This is a genomic window from Paenibacillus albidus (assembly GCF_014644435.1).
GTDB classification, from domain to species: Bacteria; Bacillota; Bacilli; order Paenibacillales; family Paenibacillaceae; genus Paenibacillus_AQ; species Paenibacillus_AQ albidus.
On the sequence record NZ_BMKR01000022.1, the window covers coordinates 43,143 to 70,060 of the forward strand.

General features: G+C 49.7%; 23 protein-coding genes. 7 read left to right on the forward strand and 16 right to left on the reverse strand.

The window, feature by feature from the left end:
* Positions 1 to 37 precede the first annotated feature (37 nt).
* Positions 38 to 397, reverse strand: a complete 360-nt coding sequence (locus IEY53_RS21985) for a DUF488 domain-containing protein (RefSeq protein ID WP_189028833.1) — start codon at positions 395 to 397, stop codon at positions 38 to 40.
* 155 nt (positions 398 to 552) lie between these two features.
* Here IEY53_RS21985 and IEY53_RS21990 point away from each other — a divergent pair, with 155 nt between their 5' ends.
* Genes IEY53_RS21990 through IEY53_RS22005 form a run of 4 tightly spaced genes read left to right on the forward strand, consistent with a single transcriptional unit; the run spans position 553 to position 3,985 of the window.
* Positions 553 to 1,788, forward strand: coding sequence for an FprA family A-type flavoprotein (locus tag IEY53_RS21990; RefSeq protein ID WP_189028835.1), 1,236 nt, complete (start codon positions 553 to 555; stop codon positions 1,786 to 1,788).
* A 32-nt stretch (positions 1,789 to 1,820) separates the two neighbouring features.
* Positions 1,821 to 3,050: an NAD(P)/FAD-dependent oxidoreductase gene (locus IEY53_RS21995; RefSeq protein WP_189028836.1), complete on the forward strand. Its 1,230-nt coding sequence runs from the start codon at positions 1,821 to 1,823 to the stop codon at positions 3,048 to 3,050.
* Positions 3,051 to 3,073: 23 nt separating this feature from the next.
* Entirely contained in the window at positions 3,074 to 3,247 is a 174-nt protein-coding gene (gene rd / locus IEY53_RS22000; RefSeq protein ID WP_189028838.1) for a rubredoxin, read from the forward strand.
* 39 nt (positions 3,248 to 3,286) lie between these two features.
* Positions 3,287 to 3,985, forward strand: coding sequence for a Crp/Fnr family transcriptional regulator (locus tag IEY53_RS22005; protein ID WP_189028840.1), 699 nt, complete (start codon positions 3,287 to 3,289; stop codon positions 3,983 to 3,985).
* Here the strand turns inward: IEY53_RS22005 and IEY53_RS22010 are convergent, their stop codons facing one another.
* The 3 genes from IEY53_RS22010 to IEY53_RS22020 all read right to left on the reverse strand — a co-directional run bounded on the left by IEY53_RS22010 (position 3,986) and on the right by IEY53_RS22020 (position 7,753).
* A complete protein-coding gene (locus tag IEY53_RS22010; RefSeq protein ID WP_308424240.1) occupies positions 3,986 to 4,306 on the reverse strand; it encodes an iron-sulfur cluster biosynthesis family protein in 321 nt (106 codons plus the stop codon).
* Positions 4,307 to 4,447: 141 nt separating this feature from the next.
* Entirely contained in the window at positions 4,448 to 5,950 is a 1,503-nt protein-coding gene (locus tag IEY53_RS22015) for a response regulator (RefSeq protein WP_189028842.1), read from the reverse strand.
* Positions 5,951 to 5,965: 15 nt separating this feature from the next.
* Positions 5,966 to 7,753: a cache domain-containing sensor histidine kinase gene (locus tag IEY53_RS22020; RefSeq protein WP_229696284.1), complete on the reverse strand. Its 1,788-nt coding sequence runs from the start codon at positions 7,751 to 7,753 to the stop codon at positions 5,966 to 5,968.
* A gap of 195 nt (positions 7,754 to 7,948) precedes the next feature.
* On the opposite strand from IEY53_RS22020, the gene IEY53_RS22025 reads away from it, so the two are divergent.
* The 3 genes from IEY53_RS22025 (at position 7,949) to IEY53_RS22035 (ending at position 11,058) form a co-directional block, all read left to right on the forward strand.
* A complete protein-coding gene (locus IEY53_RS22025) occupies positions 7,949 to 9,280 on the forward strand; it encodes an ABC transporter substrate-binding protein (protein ID WP_229696285.1) in 1,332 nt (443 codons plus the stop codon).
* A 75-nt stretch (positions 9,281 to 9,355) separates the two neighbouring features.
* The gene (locus IEY53_RS22030; RefSeq protein ID WP_189028844.1) at positions 9,356 to 10,228 is read left to right on the forward strand and encodes a carbohydrate ABC transporter permease; all 873 of its coding nucleotides are present in this window, start codon (positions 9,356 to 9,358) and stop codon (positions 10,226 to 10,228) included.
* Positions 10,228 to 11,058 carry a carbohydrate ABC transporter permease gene (locus IEY53_RS22035; RefSeq protein WP_189028846.1) on the forward strand — a complete coding sequence of 277 codons (831 nt, stop codon included), beginning with the start codon at positions 10,228 to 10,230 and terminating at the stop codon, positions 11,056 to 11,058. Before IEY53_RS22030 ends, IEY53_RS22035 begins: the two co-directional genes overlap by 1 nt.
* Positions 11,059 to 11,599: 541 nt before the next feature.
* On the opposite strand, the gene IEY53_RS35215 is transcribed toward IEY53_RS22035, so the two are convergent.
* From IEY53_RS35215 to nikA, 12 genes are all read right to left on the reverse strand, one after another.
* A complete protein-coding gene (locus tag IEY53_RS35215) occupies positions 11,600 to 12,481 on the reverse strand; it encodes a DUF8487 domain-containing protein (RefSeq protein ID WP_229696286.1) in 882 nt (293 codons plus the stop codon).
* On the reverse strand, positions 12,408 to 14,405 hold the full coding sequence (locus IEY53_RS22040; protein WP_229696287.1) for a glycoside hydrolase family 2 TIM barrel-domain containing protein: 1,998 nt from the start codon (positions 14,403 to 14,405) through the stop codon (positions 12,408 to 12,410). Before IEY53_RS22040 ends, IEY53_RS35215 begins: the two co-directional genes overlap by 74 nt.
* Before the next feature lie 10 nt (positions 14,406 to 14,415).
* Positions 14,416 to 16,041, reverse strand: a complete 1,626-nt coding sequence (locus IEY53_RS22045; RefSeq protein ID WP_229696288.1) for a response regulator — start codon at positions 16,039 to 16,041, stop codon at positions 14,416 to 14,418.
* On the reverse strand, positions 16,038 to 17,831 hold the full coding sequence (locus IEY53_RS22050) for a cache domain-containing sensor histidine kinase (protein ID WP_189028848.1): 1,794 nt from the start codon (positions 17,829 to 17,831) through the stop codon (positions 16,038 to 16,040). Before IEY53_RS22050 ends, IEY53_RS22045 begins: the two co-directional genes overlap by 4 nt.
* A 60-nt stretch (positions 17,832 to 17,891) precedes the next feature.
* Positions 17,892 to 19,568 (reverse strand): type 2 periplasmic-binding domain-containing protein, encoded by a 1,677-nt coding sequence (locus IEY53_RS22055; RefSeq protein ID WP_229696289.1) that lies wholly within the window; start codon positions 19,566 to 19,568, stop codon positions 17,892 to 17,894.
* 71 nt (positions 19,569 to 19,639) lie between these two features.
* Positions 19,640 to 20,536 (reverse strand): carbohydrate ABC transporter permease, encoded by an 897-nt coding sequence (locus IEY53_RS22060; RefSeq protein WP_189028850.1) that lies wholly within the window; start codon positions 20,534 to 20,536, stop codon positions 19,640 to 19,642.
* 6 nt (positions 20,537 to 20,542) lie between these two features.
* Entirely contained in the window at positions 20,543 to 21,436 is an 894-nt protein-coding gene (locus tag IEY53_RS22065; RefSeq protein WP_189028852.1) for an ABC transporter permease, read from the reverse strand.
* Positions 21,437 to 21,674: 238 nt separating this feature from the next.
* Complete coding sequence (gene nikE, locus IEY53_RS22070; RefSeq protein WP_189028854.1) at positions 21,675 to 22,472, reverse strand: nickel import ATP-binding protein NikE; 798 nt, start codon at positions 22,470 to 22,472, stop codon at positions 21,675 to 21,677.
* Positions 22,473 to 22,506: 34 nt separating this feature from the next.
* On the reverse strand, positions 22,507 to 23,325 hold the full coding sequence (locus IEY53_RS22075) for an ABC transporter ATP-binding protein (protein ID WP_229696290.1): 819 nt from the start codon (positions 23,323 to 23,325) through the stop codon (positions 22,507 to 22,509).
* Between the two features lie 33 nt (positions 23,326 to 23,358).
* Positions 23,359 to 24,189: a nickel ABC transporter permease subunit NikC gene (gene nikC / locus IEY53_RS22080; RefSeq protein ID WP_189028856.1), complete on the reverse strand. Its 831-nt coding sequence runs from the start codon at positions 24,187 to 24,189 to the stop codon at positions 23,359 to 23,361.
* Entirely contained in the window at positions 24,186 to 25,130 is a 945-nt protein-coding gene (gene nikB / locus IEY53_RS22085; RefSeq protein WP_189028858.1) for a nickel ABC transporter permease subunit NikB, read from the reverse strand. The genes nikC and nikB overlap by 4 nt, the downstream gene beginning before the upstream one ends.
* A gap of 44 nt (positions 25,131 to 25,174) precedes the next feature.
* Positions 25,175 to 26,812, reverse strand: coding sequence for a nickel ABC transporter substrate-binding protein (nikA, locus tag IEY53_RS22090; RefSeq protein WP_189028859.1), 1,638 nt, complete (start codon positions 26,810 to 26,812; stop codon positions 25,175 to 25,177).
* Positions 26,813 to 26,918 lie beyond the last annotated feature (106 nt).

A 26,918-nucleotide genomic window follows, 5' to 3' on the forward strand; every position in this document is an offset into this window, starting at 1 on the left:
CTTGTATTTTGACAGTCTTTGAGAGAAGCCCCCCGTCTTACCTACTCAGTGAACGCTCCAGAACCCGCATTAGAACCCATGCATGATTATGTTCTTCGTCCCTGGCGGCATACACCAGTGTAAGCGGGCCTGATTCCAGATAAGCTTTCAGGCGCTCCAGCTGTACCTTGGCTTGTCCAACCTTCAACTCTTCTTCGTAGCGTCCGGCGAATTCCGCGAAACGTTCAGGTCTGTGTCCGAACCATTTTCGCAGGTCAGCACCGGGGGCCACCTCCTTCATCCATTCCGACACCTGGGCTTCTTCCTTACGGACGCCGCGCGGCCACAGGCGGTCAACCAGTATCCGCCGCCCATCCGCAGGTTCGGCCTGCTCATAGATCCGTTTTATTTGCAGCATTGGCACATCAGCTCCTTAGAATAGGAAACTCCCGGTAAACCTTCGGCTTCCCGAAATAAAGACTTTTCAAAATTTGATTTCAATCCTCTTTTTTCAACTCCGGAAGGGATAGAATCAAGTTGTTCCCAAATCAACATTACGCAGGAGGTTATTATATGAAACCCGGATATAAGCTCGCCAAAGATATTTACTGGATCGGAAAAGTGGATCAACGCGAGGTCCCTTTTCACCGTCTTCTCTTAACCAAAGGCACCACCTATAATTCCTATTTGCTCAAGACCGGCAAACCTACCGTTATTGATACCGTGGACATGGAATTCGGCAGAGAATTCGCTGAAGCGCTGGCCGAGCTGATTGATCCGCTGGATATCCAGTATATTGTCATTAATCATACCGAACCGGACCATTCAGGCGGACTGGCCGCACTTGCTTCCAAAGCAACCAACGCCACCATCGTATGCACAGAAATTGCCGTGCCGGAGATTCAGCAAATGTACAAGCTGCAGCACCGCAACTATCTGGTTGTCAAAGACGGCGACCAGCTGGATATCGGTGGAAAAACCCTGCTTTTTAAAGAGACGCCTTATCTTCATACTGCGGAAACTATGATAACCTACTGCAAGGAAGATAAAGTATTGTTCCCTTGCGATATTTTCAGCACACACGTGGCGGTCAATTCACTCTTTGAAGATGAAGCCGGATATGATATCACTGCGGATTTCAACGGATATTATCAGGCGATTATTCACCCCCACAGAAGATACGTGCGGACATTGCTTGAAGCAGTCAACGAGATGGAGATTGAGATGATTGCTCCTTCACACGGCTTTATTCTGCGGCGCAACATTGCCGATTACATCAATACTTATGCTACGCTCAGCACGGAAACCCTTGAGGACCGGAAAGTTGCCATCGTATACGCAACCCTCAAGAACAACACCAAAAAAATGGCCCATATTCTGCGTGACTGCTTCCAGGAGAACCATATCGCTGTTGAATTGTGGGACGTAGACAAAGCCGAAGAAAACGATATTCTCCGCAGCATTGAATCGGCAGATGCCGTATTTGTCGGCAGCTCCACGAAATATGCAGATATGACCGGCAGACTCGAGGGACTGCTCCAGAAACTGCCGGAGATGAACCTGGAAGGCAAGCTCGCTGCCGCTTTTGGCTCCTATGGTTGGAGCGGTGAAGCGATTGAGGTCGTGCAGGATTATCTGAACGGAACGAATATGTCGGTGCAAAGCACCTCGAATGTCATCAAAACAACAGGAATGACGCACGTGGAATTCCCGGTCCGCATTCGGTTTGCCCCCAGAGAGGAAGCACAGATCAACAAGATCAAAAATGCCGCCGAATTCATCTCTGATCTGCTGTTAAGTGCTGTCTGACCTATTATTACAAGCAGGAAAGGAAGAGCCCTATGGAAAAAAACAGACATTATGTTATTGTAGGCAGCGGAGTCGCCTCCGTCTATGCAGCCAAAGCCATCCGCGACCATGACTTAGATGCGGAAATCTCCATTGTGGGAGCGGAGCCCAGTTTTCCCTACCATAGAATTAAGCTGTCCAAAGGACTATTCACCGATTTGCATCAGGAGAAGGTGTCGATCAAGAAGGAGAAATGGTTTGTTCAGAACAAGATTAATCTTCAAGCCAACACCACTGTCACCTCCATCGACACCGTTAACCGAACGGTTACTTCTGCCGACGGCCAAATGATTGCTTATCATAAGCTTCTGCTGTGTACCGGTGCGACTAACCGTAAACTGGATATTGCAGGCGCCGCCTTGCCCGGGGTGCATTCGATCCGGGACCGGAACGATGCCGACAGGCTCAAAGCCGCCTTGCAGCCGGGAGACCGCATCGCCATCATCGGCGGCGGTGTCCAGGGCGTAGAAACAGCCTGGTCTTTTATAGAAGCGGGATATGCTGTAACGATCATAGAGGCTGCCCCTCGCCTTATGATCCGCCAGCTCGATGAGCGGTCTGCCGCTCTGCTTGAGCAGCGCATGCTCGGGCGGGGAGCAGACATCAGACTGGGTCAAGGTGTTGCCACAATTACGGGATCAGGCCGCGCCGAAGGCGTAGAGCTTCAAGATGGCTCCCAGCTGCCTTGTGAACATGTGGTGTATTCCATTGGGATTGTTCCCAATATAACCCTTGCCCGGCAGATTGGACTTGAAGTGAGGAACGGCATCCTTGTAGACGAGTATATGCAGACGAGTGCAGCCCATGTGTATGCGGCCGGGGACAATGCCGAATTCGAAGGCCGGGTGGACGGCCTGTGGGGCAGCGCCATAGAACAGGGCACCATAGCCGGCAGCAATATGACGGGGAATCCAGCCACTTATAAACGTCCCGTTCCCTTGACCTTGTTTAACGCTTTTGACACCCCGCTGTTCTCCATCGGCCAGGTCGATGAGCAGTGTGATATCAGCGTCACCGGCCTGACTGAGGAGTATTACAGCCGGCTGTTTATCAAGGGCGGCGTCATTTGCGGGGCCATTGTATTCGACAATGCCGCTGCCTCCTTACCGTATAAAACGGCCATTGAGCAAGGCATCCGCCTGGACGGACTGGATCTTCAGAGTAGCAGCATTCCAGACCTGATGGCTGAAGTCACGAAAAGATCACAATACCAACACCAATAATCCACTGACAAGGAGATCTAAATATGAAAAAATATATATGCCTGCCTTGCGGATACATCTATAATCCGGCTTTAGGCGATCCTGATGAGGATATTCTGCCTGGTACAGCCTTCGAGGATCTTCCCGAAGATTGGGTATGCCCGGTCTGCGGAGAAGATACCAGCCACTTTGCCCCTGTCGAAGAGAATCCGCAATAACTGGTAAAGCTTGTTAGTACCCTTCCTGGAGGTGACATGATGACAGAAAGTTCCTGCCAACAGCCCTGCGCCCGCAAAGTCCCGATCTTCACGTCGCTTTCGGATGAGGATTTGGCCAAGGTCAGCGCGATGATCCGGCACAGAAAATACGAAAAAGGCGAAGCTCTTATATTGGAGGAGCAGCCTTCCGATACGTTGTACATTATTAAAAACGGCCATGTCAAACTGTTAAAAATGACACCGCAAGGCAAGGAGCAAATCCTGCACATTCTCTCCACCGGTGACTTTTTTGGCGAACTGAACATTTTTAACAGTGACGAACTCAGTAATTTCAGCGCTTATGCCCTCAAAACTACACATATCTGTATGCTCACCAAAGACGATATGGAGCTGCTGATTCGGAACAATCCCGACATTTCGCTGAAGCTGCTCAAGACCGTCACCAAAAGACTGGCCCATACCGAGAAGCTGGCTCAGAGCCTGGCCACCAAGGACCCTGAAATCCGTATCGCTTACATGATTATGGAAATGGGCCACAAATACGGCAAGCCGGTCAAGGAACGCATTAAGGTGGAACTTCCCCTTTCACGCGAGGAAATGGCCAACTATGTTGGCGTGACCCGGGAAACCATCAGCCGCAAATTCAGCAAATTCGAACGTCTGGGCATTATTGAGATCAAGGGGACACGGGAAATCACCATTCAAAATATGCAGCTGCTAAATGAATATATCGATTAATTAGTCCCTGAGATCCTGAATCCGGATATGATTCCCCAGCAGGTTGGAGTCACTTGTCAGCTTGAAGGATGGATAGTCCACATCCGCTTTCAGCCGCATCTTCTCATCAAACAAAGATTCCTGCTGGCGGTCAACATAAAAAGTAAAAGGCTCCGTCTGAATTCTAATATCCGTATCCTCGGGACGGCTTACGATCCGGATCACGATAACCCCATTGCAGCCGCAGCCTTCCGTGTCAACAAACAGTTTAAAAACTCCGGGCTTCTCTGCCAGGTTCTGCTCCAGCTTCCGGGTAGTCAGCTCGTCCAGTTCTATATGCATAGATATTCGCTCCTTTGAATTGCTGCCCGGCCAGCCCGCTGTTCCGCTGGCTTCCGGGCAGATGATGTGCACAGTATAGTAGCTTTTGGTCGAATTAACCTGTGACTGTGGTCACTTTCTTTTTGACGGTTAGCTGATTTCTCACTTGGCCTGATCCTTGTATTCTGTAGGACTGCTGCCCGTGTATTCTTTAAACACCCTGGAGAAATAATGCTGGTCCCCGAACGACAATACCTCGGCCAGCTCTTTGACCTTAATATCCGGCTTGTCGGCAATCAGCCGGCAGGCCTCATTTATTTTTAGCCGCATATAGTAATGGACAAAGGTGTTTTGTGTGTACTTTTTGATAATCCGGCTGACATAGGAAGGACTGACATGGAATTTCAGCGCCAAATCACCGATGGATACCTGGGAGTACAGATTCAGCTGCAAATACTGATCCAGCTGCCGGAACAATTCATAGCTGCTTTTTTTATTCAAATTATACATAAGCTCAAAACATTGGCCGGTCCAGGTCAGCAGTGCTTCACAAAAAGCAGCATAGCTGTCCTGCACAAACAGCGCTCTCACCTCAGCCGCAAGCTTCAGCCTGCCCTCCGGCTCCTGATGATAAGCGATGCGGGCGAAGGCATCCGCCAGCGTCCATGTGAACTTCTCCAGCTCGGCCATGCGGATAATACCGCTGTGCCAGCCCGCCAGCTGTTGCCTCAGCCGATGTTCACATTTCTCCTTCTGCCGCTGGTTAATCATATCCACAAAGCAGGCCGTTAGCTGTTCAAGCTCGGTATTGACCCTCATACCCGTTGTGAGAGCAGAACCGGCGTCCAGCAGCAGGCAACGGCCAAGGGGCATTTGTTCAACCAGCATTCGGCTGATTCTATCATAAAGCTCCGGTACAGCCTGATTCTCCACAGCCTGCACCTGGGTTGCCATGGAAACTTCAAGCCCCTCGACCTGCAGCCTTTGCTGTGCTGCTTCCATGCATTCCTGGATGTCAGGGTACTTCTCCTGAATCGAGGCATTGACCAGAACAAGCAGCTGCCCCGCAGCCTGTGCCGGGAATACCCAGCAGGTATGCGGAGCATAGGCTTGGGTGAAGCAGTCCTGGACCACACCTGCTTGGTGCCCGGGCAGATCAGGGGTAAACGGCTGCTTGCGGACAATGAACACCCTTTTGGGGTGCAGGCTGAAATCCGCATCCAGTTTCATTGAAGCATGGAACCCGGGGTCCACAATCTCTTTAAAAAGATCCTTATCCGTGCTGTGCCGTTCATTCAATTGCTGCACCAGCCGTTCCATAACCTCGACCAGCTGTGGACGTTCAACAGGCTTCAGCAAATAGTCAAAGACCTGCAAATTCAGAGCTTTGCGTGTATATTCGAAATCACTGTACCCGCTGATCAGCACCGCCTTCAGCTGCGGATTCAGGCCCTTAGCTTGCTCGATTAGGGCAAGACCATCCAGCTTTGGCATCCGTATATCCGTCAGCAGGATATCCACAGGATTGTTGCGGATGTATTCCAGTGCCTCCATGCCGTTGGAGGCACTGGCAACGATTTCGACCGGCAGCTCCGTAGCATGCACAAGCGCCTGGATATTACGCAGAATCGGTTTGCTGTCCTCAGCAATTAATGCACGGTACATGGCATTCCCTCCCGGTCAGTAGAAGTCTTTGGTCAGAGAGGCAATAAGCTGGACCGTCGCCCCCTTACCTTCCTCCGAATGATTGTATATGTTAAAAAACAGCCGGTTTTTGTACATTAGCTTAAGCCGGTTCACCGTATTCACAATTCCCATATTCCCTATCGCGGAGGTATTGTTCTGCAGCTGGTACACCCCTGAATCCGATTCATGAATATTGTCCAGGATCTCCTGAATCCGGCCAGGCTCGAACCCGTCCCCGTTGTCCGTGATTTCAATGGCCCATATCCCGTTATACACCTTCACCCGGACCTTAATCCGCCAAGGCGGATCGGTACATCTAAAAGCATGCTCAATACAATTCTCCACAAAAGGCTGAATCACAAGGCGCGGCAATTCGATAAGGTCAAAGGCTTCATCCTCATCAATCTCCCACTCCAGATCATCCTCAAAATTCTGCTGCACCAAAGACAAATAATGCTGGGTATGCCTCAGCTCTTCGGTGAGTGTAACATGCTGATAAGGGGAGGAGACAATGTAGCGCAGACTGTCCGACAAATGCTTGCACATCTCAGAGACAATGGCGTTTTTGCCCTCCTGGGCGGCAATACTGATCAGATACAGCACATTGTGGATGAAATGGGGAGCGATCTGCGCCTGGAGGGCCGAATTTCTGGCCTTCACTTCTTCATGCAGCGCCAGCTTCTCTCTGTCAATAGACCCCTGCAGCCGCTCAAGCAGCTCCTGGAACGCTTCATTCAGTTGAATCAATTCGTTATTGTGTGAACGCGCTTCCAGTTTTATGTTCATATTGCTGTAATTAATCCGCAAAATCTGGCTGCGCAGCTTCCGAATAGGGAGAAGAAGCCTTCGGGCCGAGATATAAATATAAACAAAGGAAAACAGCATCAGCGATGTAATCAGGAGAATAGATATATATTTAACGGAATCAACCGGGCCGAGCACAAAATGCTTGGGGGTTATAATATAACTGGTCCAGCCCGTATCGGGAGACTTGTAATAAGCCACGTAGTTATCCTGGTTGTCCATATAAATCCCGCTGTCTGCTGCAAACTCCCGGAAGACAGGGATTTCTTCCTCTTCTTCAAGGGGTACCGAGCTCGCGATCACTTGACCCTCATTATCCAAAATGAACCCTTCCCCGTCCCCCAGACCGGACACCGATTGCTGTAAAAAGGCTTGATCCAGCTGAATTGCCAGATACCCGAACACTTGCCCATTCTGATTCATGATCGTCCGCACAAATGAAATGCTCCCGTTCGGCTGGCGGTATAACGTATAACCGCTCCGGCTCCAGGTGGGCATGGACTTGCTTTCTTTTAAAAAAGCTGCCAGGGAGGTTGGGTTGCCTGCATATCCGATGTAGGAAGCGATCTCAGTCCCTTTCAGATCATAGATCATCATGTCCTCAATATTTAAGCTGGGGCCAATCGCCTGAAACATAAAGTCCTTCAGCTTCCGGCTTCGCGTCAGTCCTTCAATGGTGACTCCCGAATAATCGCCGCCCGAGAGCAGTTGGAAGACATCCTTATTGGATAAAATCCGCTGTGAAAGCTGGTTCTGATTGTTGATATACAGATTAAGCTGATCGCTGACCTTGGCGGCCATCATCTGCTTCTCATTTTCTGTCTTCTCCTTGAGCGGCTGAATCACCAGAACATTGACATACACCAAAAAACAACCCAGCACAATCAGCAAGAGGATGACAAAGGTCAGGAGAAATTTAGTCTGAAGACTAGCCTGTAATTTGCTGCTGTCGAAGCCTCTTTTGATGAAAGTAACCAAATCATATCCTCCTTGAACAGCTTAATGCTCCTACTGTATCATCCCGATTGCTTTATGGACAAGCTAAATTCGTGTTCAGGATATTACACAAAAAGAGTAAAGCACAAACATGTACCTCTTACTGGCCAGCCTCTATAATCAGTTGTGAAAGCGAATTCAAACAACAAACATACATTTCTTTTGGGGGCGATAACTGTGAATGACAAAATGAAGAAAATGGCGACAGGCATTCTGGCGAGTGTAATGGCGGTGTCTCTGGCCGCTTGCGGTTCAGAAAATGCCAATACCCCTTCAAATTCCAATGCTTCCGGCTCAGGCAACAGTGGCAGCGGCAGCGGCGAGAAAGTAACCATCGAACTGGCTATCTCCAAAAGCTCGCAGGATTCCGCTTTTATCGCACAGGACCTGCTGGACGAATTTGAACAAAAGCACAACATCAAAGTTAATCTTCAATTGCTTCCTGCCGAACAAACGGCAACCGTACTGCAAACCAAGCTCGCCGTGGATGAAACGCCGGACATTATCCAGTACAATCTGGCAAGTGCCGTAACGGATCTGAACCTGGAACGCAACTTTGAAATTCTCGACAATGAACCTTGGGTCGCCAGGCTGCTGAACAAAGATGTGCTTTCCGCCGAGGGGCATGTGTACAGCTTCCATGTAAGCCAGGACACAGGGATGCAAGGGGTTGTCTACAATAAGGACATCTTTAAGGAGCTGGGTCTTGAGATTCCGAACAACTTTGAAGAATTCCTCGCGGTATGCGAAAAGATCAAGGCCAGCGGAATTACACCGGTCTTTATGCCATTTAAGGATGCATGGGCTGCGAATATCTGGCCGGCGGCCGCTTTTGCCGATTATGCTGCCAAAAACGAACCTGCCCTCTTCGACGACATCAACGCCAACCGTAAGAAATGGGCGGACATTCCAGAATTCGCCACCTTCCTGCAGCAGCAATACGATGTCTACAAAAAAGGCTACACCAACGCTGATATTCTAAGCGACAGCTATGATATGGCTGTAGGCAAATTCCTGAATAAAGAAGTGGCGATGATGTTTATGGGTGACTGGCTGATTGAGAATGTGAGCGAAAAAGACCCTAACATGCATCTTGGCCTGTTCGCCATTCCTTCTGCCGAAGGAGCCAGCCTTGGCGCAAGCCCGCTGGGCGGTCAATTGTTCGTGCCGAAAAAAGCCAAACACCTGGCCGAAGCCAAGAAATTCCTTGAATTCATTGCCACCAAAGAAATAGCACAGAAGATCGTGGATAACCAGGGATATGTCTCCAACTTTAACGATGTCAACACCCCGGAGCTTCCTGAGTACAAGCAGGAAATTGTGGATCAATACATTACGCCTAAAAAAACCGTACTGACGACCGATGCCTACATGCTGGTCGACCGCAGTGAACTGTACAGACTGCTGCAGGATGAATTCGCAGGCGGGCTGGATCCTCAGGGCGTACTAAAAGCCTGGGATGAGAAATTCAACCAGCTGATGAAGGACAAAGGAGTTGCCGGATTCTAAATAAACAGACAACAGGCAGAATAAGGACCCGTACCGGGCTTTATTCTGCCCCACGCTATAATGGAGTGTGAAGAGATGAAAATATCAAAGAAGCTGTACTCATATTACTTAATCTGGCCAGCACTTATCATTTACTCCGTCTTTTTCGTGTTCCCGGCGTTAACCGGCTTATATTATTCCTTCACCGATTGGCGTTTGGACCGGGAGACGATCAAGTTCATCGGCTGGGACAATTTTGAACGAATCTTCACCGACAAAACGTTGCTGTTGGCCATCAAAAATACATGTATTTTTGCAGTGGTCACGGTGCTTGGGAAAAACATTCTCGGGATCGCTCTTGCCGTCGGCTTAAACATGCGGCTAAAATCCAAAAATATTCTGCGGGCCATCTTTTATTCGCCTTCAATTCTCAGTGTTTTGGTTATTAGCATTGTGTTTACACCGATGCTGCGATCCGAAGGGACCATCAACAAATTACTGGATACCGTAGGCCTGCATTCCTTAAGCCAGGCTTGGCTGACCGATCCATCCATCGTCATCTGGACGGTCGCCGCTGTCTCGATCTGGCAGCATACCGGCTTTCAAATGGCGATCTACCTGGCCGGATTACAGTCGATCTCCAAGGAATATTATGAAGCGGCCACCATTGACGGGGCCGGCTCCTGGAAAAGCTTTACGGCCATCACCCTGCCACTTCTGCTGCCTGCCATCAACATCAATCTGATGCTGACGCTGATCGGGGGACTTAAGGTCTTCTCGGAAGTTTTTGTTCTGACCGGCGGGGGCCCGGGCAACGCCTCCCAGGTGGTAGGTACCATCATCCTGCGTTCGTTTGGAGAAGGAAGCTGGGGTCTGGGCACCGCAGTCAATACCCTGCTGTTCGCGGCGGTTACCATCATTGCTATTCCACTGCTGATCTTTATGCGGCGTAAGGAGGTATCGGAATAATGAGCTTCACACGTAAAATGGCTTGGCGCAACTATCTGGTCGAAGGCTTTCTGATTCTGGCCTCGCTCACGATTATTTTTCCGCTGCTTATTATGCTCTTCGGAAGTTTTATGACGAGTTCGGAGGTGCTGCGCTTCTCGCTGCGGCTGCCGGAGAAATGGATATTCTCCAACTACACCCAGGTCTTCCGGGAAGGTGGTTTGGGGAGGGCCTTTTTAAACGGCTTGCTGATTACCGGTGTCTCGTCCGTACTTAATATATTCACATCCTCGGCTGCTTCCTTTATTCTGGTCCGCAGAGAAACGAAATGGTCCGGATTTCTGTACATGTTCTTTTTTATGGGACTCATCGCCCCGATGTCTACGATTACTACTATACGTGTAGTGCAATGGATGGGCTTCTACGGCAGCATCACCAGTGTTATCCTGATTTATGCTTCACTAAATACGGCATTCAGCGTATTTCTCTACAGCGGGTTCATCAGATCCATCCCCAAAGCGCTGGATGAGGTGGCCTTTCTCGAAGGTGCCAATACGTTTGATGTCTTCTTCAAAATCGTGACACCGCTGATCGTACCGGTCAACGCTACGGTAGCCATTATGGTATTTATGTCTGTCTGGAATGATATTACCATCCCGCTCTACTTCCTGACCGACAGCTCCGATTGGACGATGCCGCTGTCAGTCTACAATTTCTACGGCAAATACAGCCGGGACTGGAACCTGATCTTCGCCGACCTGGTCCTCACCTCCTTGCCTGTACTGATCCTGTATCTATTCTGCCAAAAATACATTGTCAGCGGGCTTACGGCGGGAGCCGTAAAGGGTTAAGCGGGGCTACTTCCTCTCATGCCCCTTTAGCGCAGACTGAAATAAATGAAAGGGGCTGTCTCTCAAGAGGCAGCCCTTTTCGTTTTGGAATGTGGGAATAGTGTAACTCATTCAACCCTTTCGTCTGCAACAGGCCCGAACGGCACATTTCTGAGGCATTTTTGCCTTTCATTCGGGCCAATTTACCCTGTACAGCACATTCTAAGGCATTTTTGCCTTTCATTCGTGCCAATCTACCTGTACGGCACATTTCTAAGGCATTTTTGCCTTTCATTCGTGCAATCCGGCCGTGGCAACGTTCACCCTGCTCCTACGAGTACAGCGAAACTAAGGGAGCTACAATTTGCGTTTGACAGTCTCGTTCATATCAGTGATGTGAAAAATGCCCGATCGCGGAGCATCCACAGGAGTGCTCGCGGTATCCTACTCTCCGGTGTTCCAGCGCATGATATACCTTCGCAAAGGATGGATGATCAGATGCTCGATCATGAGGATGAGCGTGATACTCACGGCAGTCCAGGCAAATACTTTGGCTGTAGCCTTAGTGAATAAGCTGTAAAAGTTCGGATACGCTGGCCTCGTACCGGGGTCTGAATTCCGCAGATTTCATGTAGGCAGTCAGACTGGACAGAAACTGTCTTCCTTCCGGAGTTCCACCGGCTTTGTCGGCATCCAGCGCACATACAAGCAGATTGCCTTGGCCTACACGGCACTCCAACAGGAAGCCAAGTTTGTGGTTCCGCTCGAAATTATCGATCGTCTGTACGATAGGGCTCCATTCTTTGGCGGTCCCGTCCATAATGATTGACTTTGAATGCGACACGATGCTCCACCAGGGATATGTTGAATATTGTTCGCTGGGGAAATCGCGGAATACCGGATGGCTGTTATCAATCAAGAGACCCATGGTCCCGACGGGAACGGGCCGGTTCATGCTTTCGGAGATGGACCGGAACATGGGATAACACCAGAAATCCGTACAGTAAAAACCTTCTACAGCGTTCTCAAGGCGCTCGGGCTTCGGCATGAGCAGCACATTCTCACCCTTCTCCAGCAGTGCGAGAGCTTCACCGGAAAGCTCTTCAAAAAGGTGGATATCCTTTAGGCCTGCATTAACCTGCTGAGGATATATCCAGAGGTCGTACACCTTGCAGATATCCGTCCCTTCGATTTGGAGGGCAAAAGTGACCTTGGTCATCTGGTCTACAGCCGGCATGTCGATAGCCAGCTCACAGATATCGATGTAATTAGCCCTTGAAGGGGGAGCCGCGTTGGCTGTACCGGAAGCCAACACCCTCTGGCCAGCGGCCAGCTTCCACTGCAGCTTGATTCGACCCGGCGCGTAGCTTCTATACCAACACAGCTCGATATGGGCATTGAAGCCCTCTCCCGAAACATAGTTGTATTTCTCGAACCTTGCCATCACCGGCATCGCTGCAGAAGGTGCGCCATTCTTCCGGCGAGATCAGTCCCTTTGTGTCCATAAAGGCATCAAGGATGCCGACCAGCGCAGTTCCCTGTCCGCTGAAATCCTGCAGGTCCAGCAGTTGAAAACCTGCAAGCCGTCTGGACCGGAACGCAGCCTCCAGCTCTTCCTTGTAGCAGGCTACCGCCAGTTGCCCCGAGCTGGCAAAATATTTGGAGGCCAAATGGCCAAGCCCTTTCTCCTCCAGCCGCTCCCGGAATATTTTGAAATTCCCGGCTTTCAGGGAGCCCTTGTATTTCTCAATTTCCGCATAATCGGGATAAGTCGCATATTGTCCGATTTCATGGGAGATCACGGGGATTTCGGGAATCCACTCCTTATCGGCCTCTCCGAGCTGTACGGTCTTGGCTTCCGTGCCATACTGGATCTGTACGGTTCCGCCAGTCTCACTGGACGTGTTAGGCCCGCTTTGCAGATCCGGAGGAACGATCTGATCATCATAATCCTTTAATGTGCCCGGCAGGTCAGTCTGGACATGGCCCAGCGGGGCATCACACATCGCGTAGGAACCTCTGAACAGCCGATTTTTCGAAAAGCGCACCCCGCAGAAGAAATCATCATGCTCCAGAACGGCCGGTGCGAACTGATGATTATTGGAGCCCTGAGTGTACAGATGCCTGTTATCAAACGCTTTATAGGCTTTCTGAATCGAATCGATTCTAGTTCTGCTGCCCCACAGCTCGTTGCCCAGCGACATCATCACGAAAGACGGATGATTGCCGAATGCCTTCAAGATCGCATACCCTTCGCTGACCAGGTAATCCTGCTCCGCCTGATTATGACGCTCATCGCCGTCTTCAGTGATCGTTCCCCAGAATGGAAGCTCCGGCTCCATGTATATCCCCAGCATGTCCGCTGCGGTGAAAGCCGCTTCCGGCGGGCAGCAGGTATGGAACCGGTAATGGTTGATGCCGTAGGACTTGGAAATGCTGAGGATTCTCAACCATTCCTCCACATCGGTTGGGGCATAAGCTGTGAGCGGGAAGATTAATCCGTCATGTTTGCCACGGAGAAAGGTCCGCTCCCCGTTGATCGTAAACTTGTCTTGGTCTGTCTTGAATTCCCGCAGGCCAAAGCTCAGCTCGTGCCGATCCGTTTCCTCGCCCCGCTCGTCTTTCAGGCTGATGTTCAGTGTATATAGATTAGGACTGGCTTCACTCCATAACAATGCATCCTGCCCCAGCGGATATTCAATAGACAGGTCCGGCGACCAGAGGGCGAACTCCTGCACTTCTGCCCTATGTTCCAGCTCACTGTTCCAACTGGCGGCTGAGACAGCAACCGTTCCCTGCGCTGCACCTGCCAGACTGGCAGTGATCGTAACAGAACGCGTGGACAGATTCGGATAGACCCGGATGTCGCTCAGATAGGAGGCTCCAAAGAACTGAAGCTCCATGCGGCCTGTAATTCCATTCCAGTTGGTCTGCGTATCCTTGGAAGTCAAATGCCCTCCTTTGGTCGGGTAATCGGTATTATCGACCCGGATCGTAATCGTCTGCCGGCCCTTTCGAAGCAGGCCTGTCAATTCATAGATATGGGGGGTGTTCAGGCTGTTGCATGTGCCTATCTCCTGATCGTTCAACCAGACCTTCGTCTGCCGGGTTCTTTCCAGAAAGAGATAGCAGGTCTTATCAGCAAGCGATTCCGGAATCTCCACCTCTTTTGAATACCAGGCGTACCCTTCAAACCAATACTCATCCGTTAATGCATCCACCAGCACCGTCTCATTTTTTGGCCCTTTACGTGCGTGCGACGTAGTGCCGGGCAATGTCATTGAATCCATGAACGGAAGCGACAGTCCCTGCTTCCGTTCATCAAGCTGCAGCTTCCATTCACCTTCCAAGCTAATCTTTGTCTTCAAGATATCCCTCCTAATAGTAGTAATCTCTAAATTCCTGAGGTGTAGTGCCGTTCAATTTCTTGAATAAAAACGTAAAGTAGGCTGCCGTCTGAAACCCAACCTGCTCGGCCACCTCATAGACCTTAATGCTCGGGTCCCGGAGCAATTCCTTAGCTTTGTTCATCCGCGCCTCCTGGGCAAAGTCGGAGATGGTTCTGCCCATTTCTTTTTTGAACAGGACACTCAGATAACTTGAGTTCAAATGAAACTGCTCAGCGAGCTGCTTCACGGTCACATTATCCTGCAGATGCTCCTCCAGGTAACAGGCGACTTTCTGAATCAGGTTGTGCTGCTGAACGGTCTGCTCCTTCTGCTTCAACTGAGTATACTGTGCAAGGTAATCCAGAACGGCCCGCCTGACCTCCTCCGCACCTGTACAGTCAATTAGTTTCTGCCAGACAAGGATGTTCATTTCGGCGTCCGTGTCCTTCGTCCGTTTCAACTTGCGGGCCAGTTCACTGATCAGAACCATCCCGAACGCCTGGATATAGGAAAAGGATACGGGCTGCTTCGCAAGCAGCATTTCAAATGCATGGTCGAAATAGGCTGCCGCCTTCCCGCTCTCCCCGCTCTTCCCGCTCTCCCCGCTGTCCAGCAGTTTGACGATTTCAGGGATATACTCCTCCCGCAGCCGGAAATCATGATATTCATTCATTTCGATATGATCGAAATACAAAATCTGCCCATAACCGGACAATCGGGCACCGGCCAGCATATGCCTCACTTCCTTATACAACAGCGGAATCTCTTCCCAGCAGCTGCATTCCCTGCTGATCCCGACCGTGACAGAGGCATTGAACTGCTCCCGCAGAACATCCTGTATGAAGGTGAGCTGCTTCGCAAGCCTAACGCGGTCATGCGGAGAAACATTCAGCAGGATGACTACCACCTCGTCGGCTCCCGTTTTTCCGATATACGTCCCTGAGAATTCGGATAACCCCAGCTTAACACAGTTCAAGAGCCCTTCACTCAGCATTATGCGCTCTTTGGCATCGTAAGGACCGGACAACAGCAGCTGGTCATAGCTGAACAGAAATAATGCGGGCTGCCATTCCCCCAAAGGCAATTCCAGCAGACGCCGCCAGGATTCAAGCAGATCGTCACTATGTATCCAGCCTTCAATCAGATCCTTGACGAAACGCTCCTGCAGCACCTCATAGCTGTCTGTCACCTTTTCCCGGAGGTTATTCGTTTCCTCTTCGATCCGGTTCTTCTTCTCGATGGAATCCCGGAATACAGCCAGCTTCGTTTCTAATTCTTCCGTCTTAACGGGCTTAAGCACATACGCCTTGGCCCCCAGATGAATAGCCTCCTGCACAAATTCAAATTCGTCATATCCGCTGATCATCACGGTCTGCAGAGACTGAAGGCTTTGAAAGTCAGACCTGCACTTGGCCAAGAGCTCAATTCCCGTCATGCCCGGCATCAACACATCCGTAATCAGGACATCCACTTTATGGGCAGCCAACAGGGAGAGGGCTTCCTCCGCAGATTGCGCGGTCAGAGGCCGGTGATACCCCAATTTCTCCCACCCGATATGACGGACAAGTCCCTGAACCTGCATTAGTTCGTCATCGACGATCAAAGCCTGGATCATGCTTCATCCCCCTTTTTAATTTCAGGACTTTCTTCATAAACAGGGATTTGAACCGTTACGGCCGTCCACTCGTCTTCCATACTGTTAATTTCAAAACGGCCTGCCGAACCGAAATACAGCGTCAGCCGGTCACGGATGTTGTTCATGCCGAATCCGTTGGCAGTCCCGGTATAGCTGCCGCTGCGTATTCGTTGCAGCTTCTCGCTGTCAATCCCTTGACCGTTGTCAAACACCTCAAACTGAACGGTATCCCCAAGTCGTTGGATCGTAATCTGGATAAAAGCATGTTGTTTTGTTGTAATGCCGCCATGCAGGTAGCAGTTCTCCACGATGGGCTGCAAGATAAGCTTAATGGTGTACAGATCAAGAACGTCCGGATCGACCTGCCATTCCACCAGCACCTGGCCGGGATAACGCAACTGCTGGATCTCGACGTACGCCTTCAGATGTTCTATTTCGTCACGAATCCGGGTAACGTTGACCCGGTTGTTAAGGGCCAGCCGGTAGAATGTCGTCAAAGCATCAATAGTCCGGACCTGGATCTCATCCTGCTGGTCCATAGCCCGCCAGCGGATTAAGCTCAGCGAGTTATAGATAAAATGGGGATTGATCTGCGCCTGCAGAGCTCTGAACGATTGCTCCCGCTCCTTAAGAACAGCTTCCGTATGCTCTTTGACCAGATTCCCAAGTCGGCCGGACATGGAATTAAACAGCAGCTCAAGCTCACCCAGTTCATCGTTGTCTCTATTCTTCACGGTCGCCTCAAAGTAACCCTCCGAGATATCTGTCATCCGAACCCCAAGCTTGCGGATTCGCCAGATCACATTCTTAAGCACGATCGTGATGAGGAAAATGGATAGCAATAGAAAAAAGGCAATGACTCCGACAATCGAATACTGAATACGTGTGGACTGCTCCTCCATCCGGTCAAGATGCACAAGTGCTGCTACCGTCCAGCCGGACTTGATTTTTTGCGTGATCAATACCCTGCCGTCGCCGTTCACTGCCGTTCCTTCCGGACTTCCCCAATAGGGACTTAAGGAAGAGGCAGACAACCGGCTCCCAATCTCATCTGGCTCCGAGGAGGCGATAATCTGCTCGTTGCCGTCCACGATATACATTTGTCCCGCACCCTCAAAAGGCCGGTCAAACGATTCGGCAAATACTACGTTATAGTTTAGCAGCAGGTATACAATCCCGTATACATCTCCGTAGGCATTAAGGATTTTGTGTGAAACCACCAGCCGCGTCTTGTCGTCCAGGGCATTAGTCCACATCAGGTTGTCCTGTGAACGGAACCTCTCTTGATACCATACCTGCTCGGTCAAGCCAGAGAGTTTACGTTCTTCCGGCTTCCACAAAAGTCCGCCGTCCTGAACCAGTGTGTCGTTGGTGTGATAGATCCGGAAATTCTCAATGCCAGGCAGGTATTTACTCGTAAACAGAAAAGAGCGGTCCACATATTCAACCGTACCCAATTGTTCGGAAATATCTTTGTAGTCACGTGATAATCTGGAAATCAACTCCCCGTCAGTCGCGGTCCGGGTGGCGAGAAGATCGTAGCTTTGCTTGCGAAATTCAATGCTCTGGGCACTCTGGCGAACCGCCTCCTTGATGGTCAGCATATAATTGGCACGCACAATATGGAGCGTCATATATCCGGCCCCCAGCACCAGAAGCACCGTTGGAATAAACACAATTACACTATAAAACAGCACGATTTTGCTTCTTAAATTCATAGAACGGGTCATACGAATGATCGATTTCTCTATACGCTGCCTCAGATTCATATGGCCCCCCCATAAAACTACAAAGGGAGCACCCCAAAAAGCGGGGCTGCTCCGTTTCATTTATTTTTGTTCGCCTGCTTTCATTGCCGCCTGGTAAGTGTCAAGCCATTCCTGTTTCACTTCGCTCCAGTGCCCGCGTTTTTCCAACGCTTCCCGGAATTTTTCCCATTCCGATTCAAACTGGGCATCATCCTTAGCCATCAGCAGTTTGGCTCTGTATTCCTTGCGGATGTTTTCTACCTCCGGCGAATACTTTTCCCAAACCCCGCCCTGCTTCATTTCTAACAGGTCATAGGGCTCAGCGACCCGGATACTGCCCATTTTGCCGATGGATTCCGTTAACTTAATCGTTTTGGCCGCCCCAGCCTTCTCAGCTTCTGCGGTGTTCCACCAAGGGTACCACTCGTTGCTGTAGGAAGATACCATGTACAGTTCCGGTGTCGCTTTTGCTTTCTGGGCTGCATCGCCGGAATTCCGGCTGGCCTTATAGGTCTCATCAGTAAACTCCCATTTCCCTATCGGCTTGTCAATCCAATCCCAATAAAGTCCTGCTGGTCCTTCGTTGATAACCTGCTGCTGCTCAGGCTTCTGCTGCAGAGAATAATCGAAAAATTTCAGAATGGCCTCCAAATTTTTGGTCTTCTTGCTGATATAAACATCATAACCCGGATTCGGATTCGTCACTTGATTGATACCGACCTTCTCTACACCCTGCACTTTAGGGAATGGAATCACATCATAATACCAGCCCGGCTCTGTGGGACCGTCCAGCGTTTCCCAAACAGTGGGAGAAATGTTCCAGAAGGTGCCTGCATTAAGGGCGACACGGCCAGCCTTGTTCTTCTCCATGTATTGCTCTTTCTTATTGGTCACCACTTCGGGATCGATCAGTTTCTCCCGGTACAGCTTGTTCATCCATTGATAAGCTGCCTTGAAGCCCGGATCGTCGTAAGCGAATACAAAATCATCGCCTCTTTTATCAATCCCTCTACCTGCCGTTGTCACCCCAAAAGAGGTTAGGATCGCATTCTCGTCGCTCCAGTTCAGCGTATCGTTGGTGTCCATCAGGAAGGAAAGCGGCAAAAGCGCTTTGCCGGCAGCATCCTTTTGCTCTGCAGCCTTTCTCAGATAGACTTCCACCCCTTCGATCGTAGTTAAATCTTCTTTGGTCAACCCTGCTTTCTCCAGCACATCTGTTCTAATAAACCAAGCCTGCGAAGCCCAGCCCGGCCACGGTTCATCCGGATTCTGGTCAAACCAGGTTGGAATCGACCAAATATGCCCCTCCTCATCCTTCATCAGCTCCAGGTACTGCTTCGGTATAGACGCCAGGCCCGGATATTTGTCAGGCATATCGAAATATTGCTCTAAGGACATAATCTGCTTAGAACGGTTCATAGCACTCCTGACTGTTTCGTTTCGTCCAAAGATGGCTGCATCCTCAAAGCCGCCCGTGTTGATCTTCAAATTGAGTGCCGTCATCGCGTCCCCTTGGGTGGTTTCCAGTTTCACATCGACCCCAGGCTCCTTGTCCCGCCAATATTTCTGAACCAGGCTGTCGTTGTTGATGGTCAACGTCCATCCGAGCCACAGATTGAACGACGGAGATCCGCTCTTGGACTCGTTGCCTGTGCCCACGTTCTCTGCCTGATTTCCACCGGAACCTGAGCATCCCGCAACAACCGTCAGCATTGCCGCAATGGCCAGTGCCGCCAGGCGATTCTTTTTGTTAGTCACTCTTATACTCCCCCTGTTCAAAAGTTATACTTCACAAATGGTATAGAGTTGCTGCCATAATACCCTGGAATTCACCCTTTCACCGAGCCCACGAGGACCCCTTTGACAAAATATTTCTGCAGAAACGGATACACGCAGAGGATCGGAAGCGCACTGACCATGACCACCGCCATCTTGATCGACATCAGGGTAATGTTCTGGAGCTGTGAGCCTCTGGCGAGTGCCTCCTGATTAGAGTTTGAACCCAGTACTGCGGACAGATCCGATGCCGCAAGCAACTGCTGCAGAAAGGTTTGTACCGGAATCAGATTCTGCTTTGTGACGAAAAAGGCGCCCGCGAACCAGTCATTCCAATGCCCAACGGCAGTAAACAGCCCCAGTGCCGCAAGCATCGGCTTAGACAACGGAATAATGATCTGCATTAATATGCGAACCGGACCGGCTCCATCCAGCTCTGCCGACTCTACCAGCGCCTCTGGTATCCCTTGGATAAACTTCAGCATGACGAACATGTTCCATACCGAAAAGAGGCCAGGAAGGATATACACCCAGAAGGTATTGATAAGCCCGAGATGATTCAATTGGATATAAAACGGAACAAGTCCACCGTTAAACAACATCGTCAGCAGAATGTAGCCGAGTATGGTGCTTCTAAGCGGAAGCCCACGGTATGATAGGCCAAACGCTACCAGAAGGGTTACGAGCAATCCGCCAAACGTGCCAATTACTGTTCTTCCAATCGTAATCAGATAAGAATTTCGTATAGTCTCATTGCCCAGAACGATCTCGTAATTAATAAGCGTGAAATTCCGCGGCCACAGATACACTCCGCCTTTGGCTGCATCTGCGCCGTCATTGAGCGAAATGGCCAGCATGTACAAGAATGGATACAACACGGATACGCACAGCAAGGCCAACAGCGTTACGATGACATATTGGGCAATTTTTTCTCCTCTGCTCATCTTCATAGGCAATCACCATAATCCTTCGCCGTTAATTTTTCTGGATAATTGATTCGTCGAAACGACGAGCACCAGACTGATCAACGAAGAGATCAAACCTACTGCTGTCGCCATCCCAAAATACCCCTGCTGTAAACCACTCCGGAGAATATACGTATCCAGCACATCCGCCACCTCCTGGTTGGCTGAATTCATCAGCGGGTAAATTTGATCCATCCCTACTGTGATCAGGCTTGGAATACTGAGGATCAGGACAATTGAAATGGTCGGCAGAATGCCCGGAATGGTAATATGCCGAATCTGGGCCAGTTTGCCGGCTCCCTCTACCTTGGCTGATTCATACAACTGCGGATCAATGGTCGTAATGGCAGCCAGATAGAGAATGGTGTTCCATCCGGTTTCCTTCCAGAGGCCGCTGAACACCACCATGGGGCGGAACCATTCTGTAGAGCCGAGGAAGAAGACTGGCTCACCGCCGGTTTTGGTGATGAGCTGGTTGACCAGGCCGCCGTCAAGTGTCAGAAAGGATTGCAGAATATAGGCGACTACAATCCAGGAAAAGAAATGCGGCAGGTAGCTGACAGACTGAACGAAACGTTTGAATACCGGCCGGGTCACTTCATTGATTAGCAGGGCCAGCAGAATCGGTGCCGGAAAACCGAAGACGAATTTCAACACCGATATATAGAGCGTATTTTTGACTACAGTCAAAAACTGAGGATCTTGGAAAAAGGAGAAGTTATCCAGACCCACCCATGGACTGTTCCAGATCGATGACCCGATCTGAAAATCACGGAATGCAACCTGTATGCCTGCCATGGGAATATAGCTGAACAACAGAAGCAGGACAACCCCCGGTAAAATCATCAAATATTGCCAGCGATATTTGTAAAACTTAGCGTACAATCTGCATCCCTCCTTGATATTTCTATCATAAGGGGAAAGTTAACACACGCCTATATAACAGCGATTGGATATCTATCGTTCTGATTAGAATTTATTAAGCGCTTTCATATTGCAGCTCTTTGGAGATGCAGCAAAGGGGGATCAGAATAAATCTGGGGAAATTGAAGCTATCACCGGATACAAGGAACAACGATCCGGTAATAGCAAAAGAGAGATGGGGGGCATAAAACAAACTTTTTCAATTTAAGACAATACGTTCGGAAGGATGTTCCGGCAAAATCGATGAGACCAGCTGCTTTACGGCAGGATGAGCACATTGGATCAAAGATTCCCTGTCACCTCCCTGATACACCAAACTTCCCTGATCCATCACGGCGATATGATCGCAAATGGCTGTTGCTGCCCGAATGTCATGTGTAATGAATAGATAGGACAAACCATAATGTGTTCTCAAATCCGCAAGCAAGGATAAAATTTGAGTTTGATGCACCATGTCCAGGCTGCTCACCGACTCATCCAGCACGATTAACTTCGGTTTAAGCGCAATCGCCCTGGCGATATTGACCCGCTGCAGCTGACCGCCGCTAAACTGATGCGGATACTTCCTCTCATCCTCAGGACGAAGTCCGACCTGTTCAAGCAATATACCGATACGCCGCTGAAGTTCTTTGGGTGAATAACGTTCAAAGTTACGCAACGGCTCGCCGATAATCTGTGCGGCAGTCATCAGCGGATTCACTGCCGAATAACAGTCCTGAAATACGACTTGCAGGTCACGTCTCCATTCCTTCAGCAATTTCCTGCTGGAATGATAAAGGTTCTTCCCCTCAAACCATACTTCTCCCTTGCTCGGCTTCTCGATTCCCAATATGATTTTGCCTAGCGTGCTTTTGCCGGCTCCGCTTGTACCCAGTAATCCATAACACGAGCCCTTATCCATTGTAAGTGAAATGTTTTCCAGAACAGGACGTGATCCCGAACGGTCCAACCAGTTGCGATTGCCATAGCTGTGGCTTACTTCACGGACCTGAAGCACATGTCACCTTCCTCTCTGCTTCTTTGGATTTCAATCATAAAGGACTCAGGGCTTTTGAAGATCGCGGCCTTGCTTGCAGCAACTCACGTGTATATTTATGCTGTGGATTATTAAACAGCTCATACACTTCAGCCTGCTCTACAATGTTTCCTTTATACATGACAGCCACCTCATCTGCCATTTGGGAGATCACCCCCAAATCATGCGAAACCAGCAAAATGGATGTTCCATATTCCATACGAAGCCTGTCAAGCTCGCGGAGTACCTTAAGCTGATTTACCACATCTAGAGCTGTCGTAGGCTCATCAGCAATGACCAGGGCGGGCTGCAAACACATGGATATCGCTATCATTACCCGCTGCAACATCCCCCCGCTTAACTGAAAGGGATACATCCTCATCAGTTTTCCAGGTTCAGGGAGGTTCATGTCGGCAAGTGCAGCGGTTGCCCGTTCCCGCGCCTGCCTTTTTGACAGTCCGGTATGCGTTCGCAGCGTTTCAATGAATTGGGCCCCGATAGTAAAGACCGGTGTGAAAGCATTCATCGGATTCTGCATTATGCATCCGATCTCTTTTCCACGAATGCACCGCATCTCCTCACTCGATAAGGAACCGAGTTCGCGGCCATTGAGGCGGACGCTCCCCGAGACCTCCATCCTTCGCTGATCCAAGAGCTGAAGAATGGCCTTGCAGGTTATCGACTTTCCACTGCCACTCTCACCCACAAGACCAAATACGCGACCTTTTCCAAGTTGGAAATGAACGGGCTCCAGAAGCGAAACCAGACCCGTCCCCGTGTTTAGATTCACCTGCAGATTACGAACTTCAAGCACATTCGGCGTATCAACTTCCACAACTTCACCCCCATGCATCCATAAATCCAACGACTACCGTTTGGCAACACCAAATCGTTCCGACAAAGCCTCACCCAGGATATTGAACGTAATCACTACAGCCAGAATCAGCAGGCCCGGATAAATCATCAGTTCCGGATGGCTTCGCATGTAGCTTGTCCCTTCATGAATCATGGCGCCCCATTCTGCATTTGGCGGCTGAATTCCTAACCCAAGAAACGACAGTGCAGATATATCCATAATGGCCCAGCCCATCTCCAATGTACCCATGACTACAATGGGTCGTTGTACGTTCGGAATGATATGCCGCCGAATGATGCTCCAGGAGGACGAGCCGCTGATCCTTGCCGCTGTAATAAAATTGCGTTCCCTCAGACTAACTACCATGTTCCGGCATACTCTCGCATAATAAACCCACTGCACCATCATAAGTGCCAGCAGCACTTGCATCAGTCCAGGTCCAAAAATGCCCACAATGCCAAGCACCAGTACCAGATTTGGAAACGCCATAATACCTTCGCAGAGACGCATTAGCAAGCTGTCCACCCATCCACCAACATAACCGGAGACTGAACCAACAACAACACCAATAATTAAGGAAGACAGAAAGATCAGCGCAGCAAAACCGATCGATATCCTTGCGCCATAAATCAGTCTTGAAAGATTATCCCGTCCCAAATGATCCGTTCCCAGCCAGTGCTCTACCGATGGGCCATCCAGTTTCTCCAACAAGTTCACCTTTACAGGGTCGTGGGGAGCAATCCAGGGAGCCAGCAGCATAACGATGAAGAAAAAAAGAACCACTGCCGAGCAAATCTGGATGGCTTTCTGGCCTCTAAAAACTGCGCGCCATTTATTAATCACAGCTCCGCCCGTCCTTTCGTCGATATCCGTGGGTCCATGTAGAGCTGTACCAGATCAACGAGCAGATTGCAAACGATGAACAAGCACGCCGCCAGAAAAACATAACATTGTATCACCGGGATATCCCGGTTAAAGATTGCATCCACAAAATAACGTCCAAAACCCGGCCATGAAAATACCTGCTCGACAATAATCGTACCTGTTAACAGCTTTCCAAGATTCATGCCCATTCCGGTAATCAGTGGTGATATGGCAATTTTCAACACGTGCTTCAGCAGGATTGACCGCTCCCGAAGCCCCCGTGTTCTGGCATACTGCACATAGGTCTCCTGCATCTGCTCCAGCATACTGGAACGCAGCAGACGCGTATACACGGCAATAAGCACCAGTGAAAGGGTTATTGTCGGCAAAACAAGGTTCTCCCATGTCCCGCGTCCCTCCACGGGCAGCCAGTCAAGCTTGACCGAGAACAAGAATATCAGCAAATATCCCAGCCAAAATTGCGGAATTGAAGCTCCGAAATATGAAATTCCCCGGCTAACCCTATCAATCCAGCTATTCTTGTACACTGCCGCCAATATCCCCAGCGGTATGCTCACCAGTGCGGAAAAAAGCATACTCCACAGCGCCAATTCAACGGTTGCGGGTAATCTTGATTTCACCTCGTCCCATACGGGTTTGTTGGTGAGATAGGATGTCCCGAAATCCATCTTGGCCATTCGTTTGATCGTGTTCAAGTATTGGGTCAGCAAAGGCTGATCCAGGCCAAATTCATGCCGCTTCTGCTCCAGCACTTCTGGTGTTGGATAGATGTGGGCTGCCGTCAGGTAGGCCTCGGCTGGATCAACCGGTGAAATATGAATAAGTGCAAAGGTTACAAGAGTAGCGACAAAAACGATAGGAATGATTGATATCATTCGTTTACCGATATAACTGATCACTCATCTGCCTCCCTTTGCACAACATGCACAAGCAATTCCGAAATTCACGGAGCGCCTACTTCAATCCCAGTCAACGGGTGTTCATCACGGTTTGCCGGGAAGACAAAGTCGGTAATTTTCTTCTGATATACAGCCGTTTTTTTGATGTATGAGATCGGTACGATGGCCGACTGCTCCTGCAATGTTTTCAGAATAAAGCCATACAGCTCCTGGCGTTTGGTTTCGTCCGTGGATGACAGTGCCGCATGGACCCGATCATCCAGTTCCTTTTTCATCGGAATCGCACTCAGTGTTTCGGATATACCAAATCCAGGACTGGCTACGACATTTATGAAGGAATGTGGATCATACGGTGCACCGTAGTTATACCAGAAATACAGATCAAAATCATTTGCTTTCAGGCGTTTAATTTGGACAGTCAGCTCCAGTCCGGTAAGATTGACTTTGACACCGAGTTGTCCCCACTCCGCCTGGATCGTTTCCGCCATGGCTTTCTGGATCGGGTCTGTTTTGTCGAAAATCATCTCCAGTTCCAGCGGTTGACCCTCTTTTTCTCTAATCGTTCCCCCGGCAGGCAGCTTCCAGCCCGCTTCATCCAGCAATGCCTTGGATTGCTCCAGATCATACCGAACGGGCTCAAGGTCCACATTGGTGTATGGATAGTTTTTGGACAATACCGAATCAGCCGCTTCTTCGAGGCCAGAGGTAATCCCTTCAACCATAACCTGTTTGTTAAAGCCTTTATGCAGCGCCATCCGCACTTTGACGTCAGACAGCTTCGGATTGGACGAGTTCAATAACAGGCTGCGGGTTCCTACAGGATCGGACAATTGAGTTACATACTCATCATTCTCACGAAGCAGTTTGAACGCGTCGAGGCTGATAACACCTTCACCATAAATCAGGTCAAGATCTCCTTTTTCAAAAGCGGCTACGCGGGTTTCCGCATCAGGAATGATTTTGACGGTTACCTGATCGATCTTTGGTGCAGTCCCCCAATAATTCGGATTACGCTTAAAGACGGCATATTCATCCTGTTTGTATTCGGCCAGCATCCATGGACCTGTTCCGACCGGCTCCTTGACACCCTCCGATGTATCACCATCCTCCGGAAACCCGGCTTTCCCGAGGAAACGGAACGGACGAACGACAGAGAGATCCTGCAAGACGGGATAATACGGCTCAGTAAGCGTCAGGCGGAAGGTATGGTCGTCCACAACCTCTGCTTTATCGAGTACACCTACAACGCCGAGCCAGCTATGCATATCCTTGTGTTTCATGACTGCATCAAAATTCTTTTTCACGATCTCTGCATTAAAATCAGTGCCATCGGAAAATTTTACGCCTTGACGAAGTTTGAACGTGTATACCTTCCCATCGCCCGATGTAGTCCACGATTCAGCCAATGCAGGCTCCAATTTCCCGTCCTTCTGGTAGCTTACCAGTGGCTCATAAATCATGGATTGGGCAAAAAGTTGTGAAGGATTATACGTATGCGGATTCATTGTACCGATATCGCGAGGCCATGACATGGTAATTGATTGGGAGGAGGATACATCATTAGCAGAGCTTGTGGAAGCGTCCTTGCTGCTTCCCTCATTACTGCAACCCACAATAATAAACAAGAGCAAGAGCGTTACCGACAGAATCAGAGCTGTAGATCTACGATGAAATACAAACATGAACTGTAAAATCTCCTTTTTTGTGTATGATAATGATTCTCATATGCATTCATTAAGAATAGGGAGAACCGTTGCTTTTGTCAACACAATAATGGCATGGTACCGG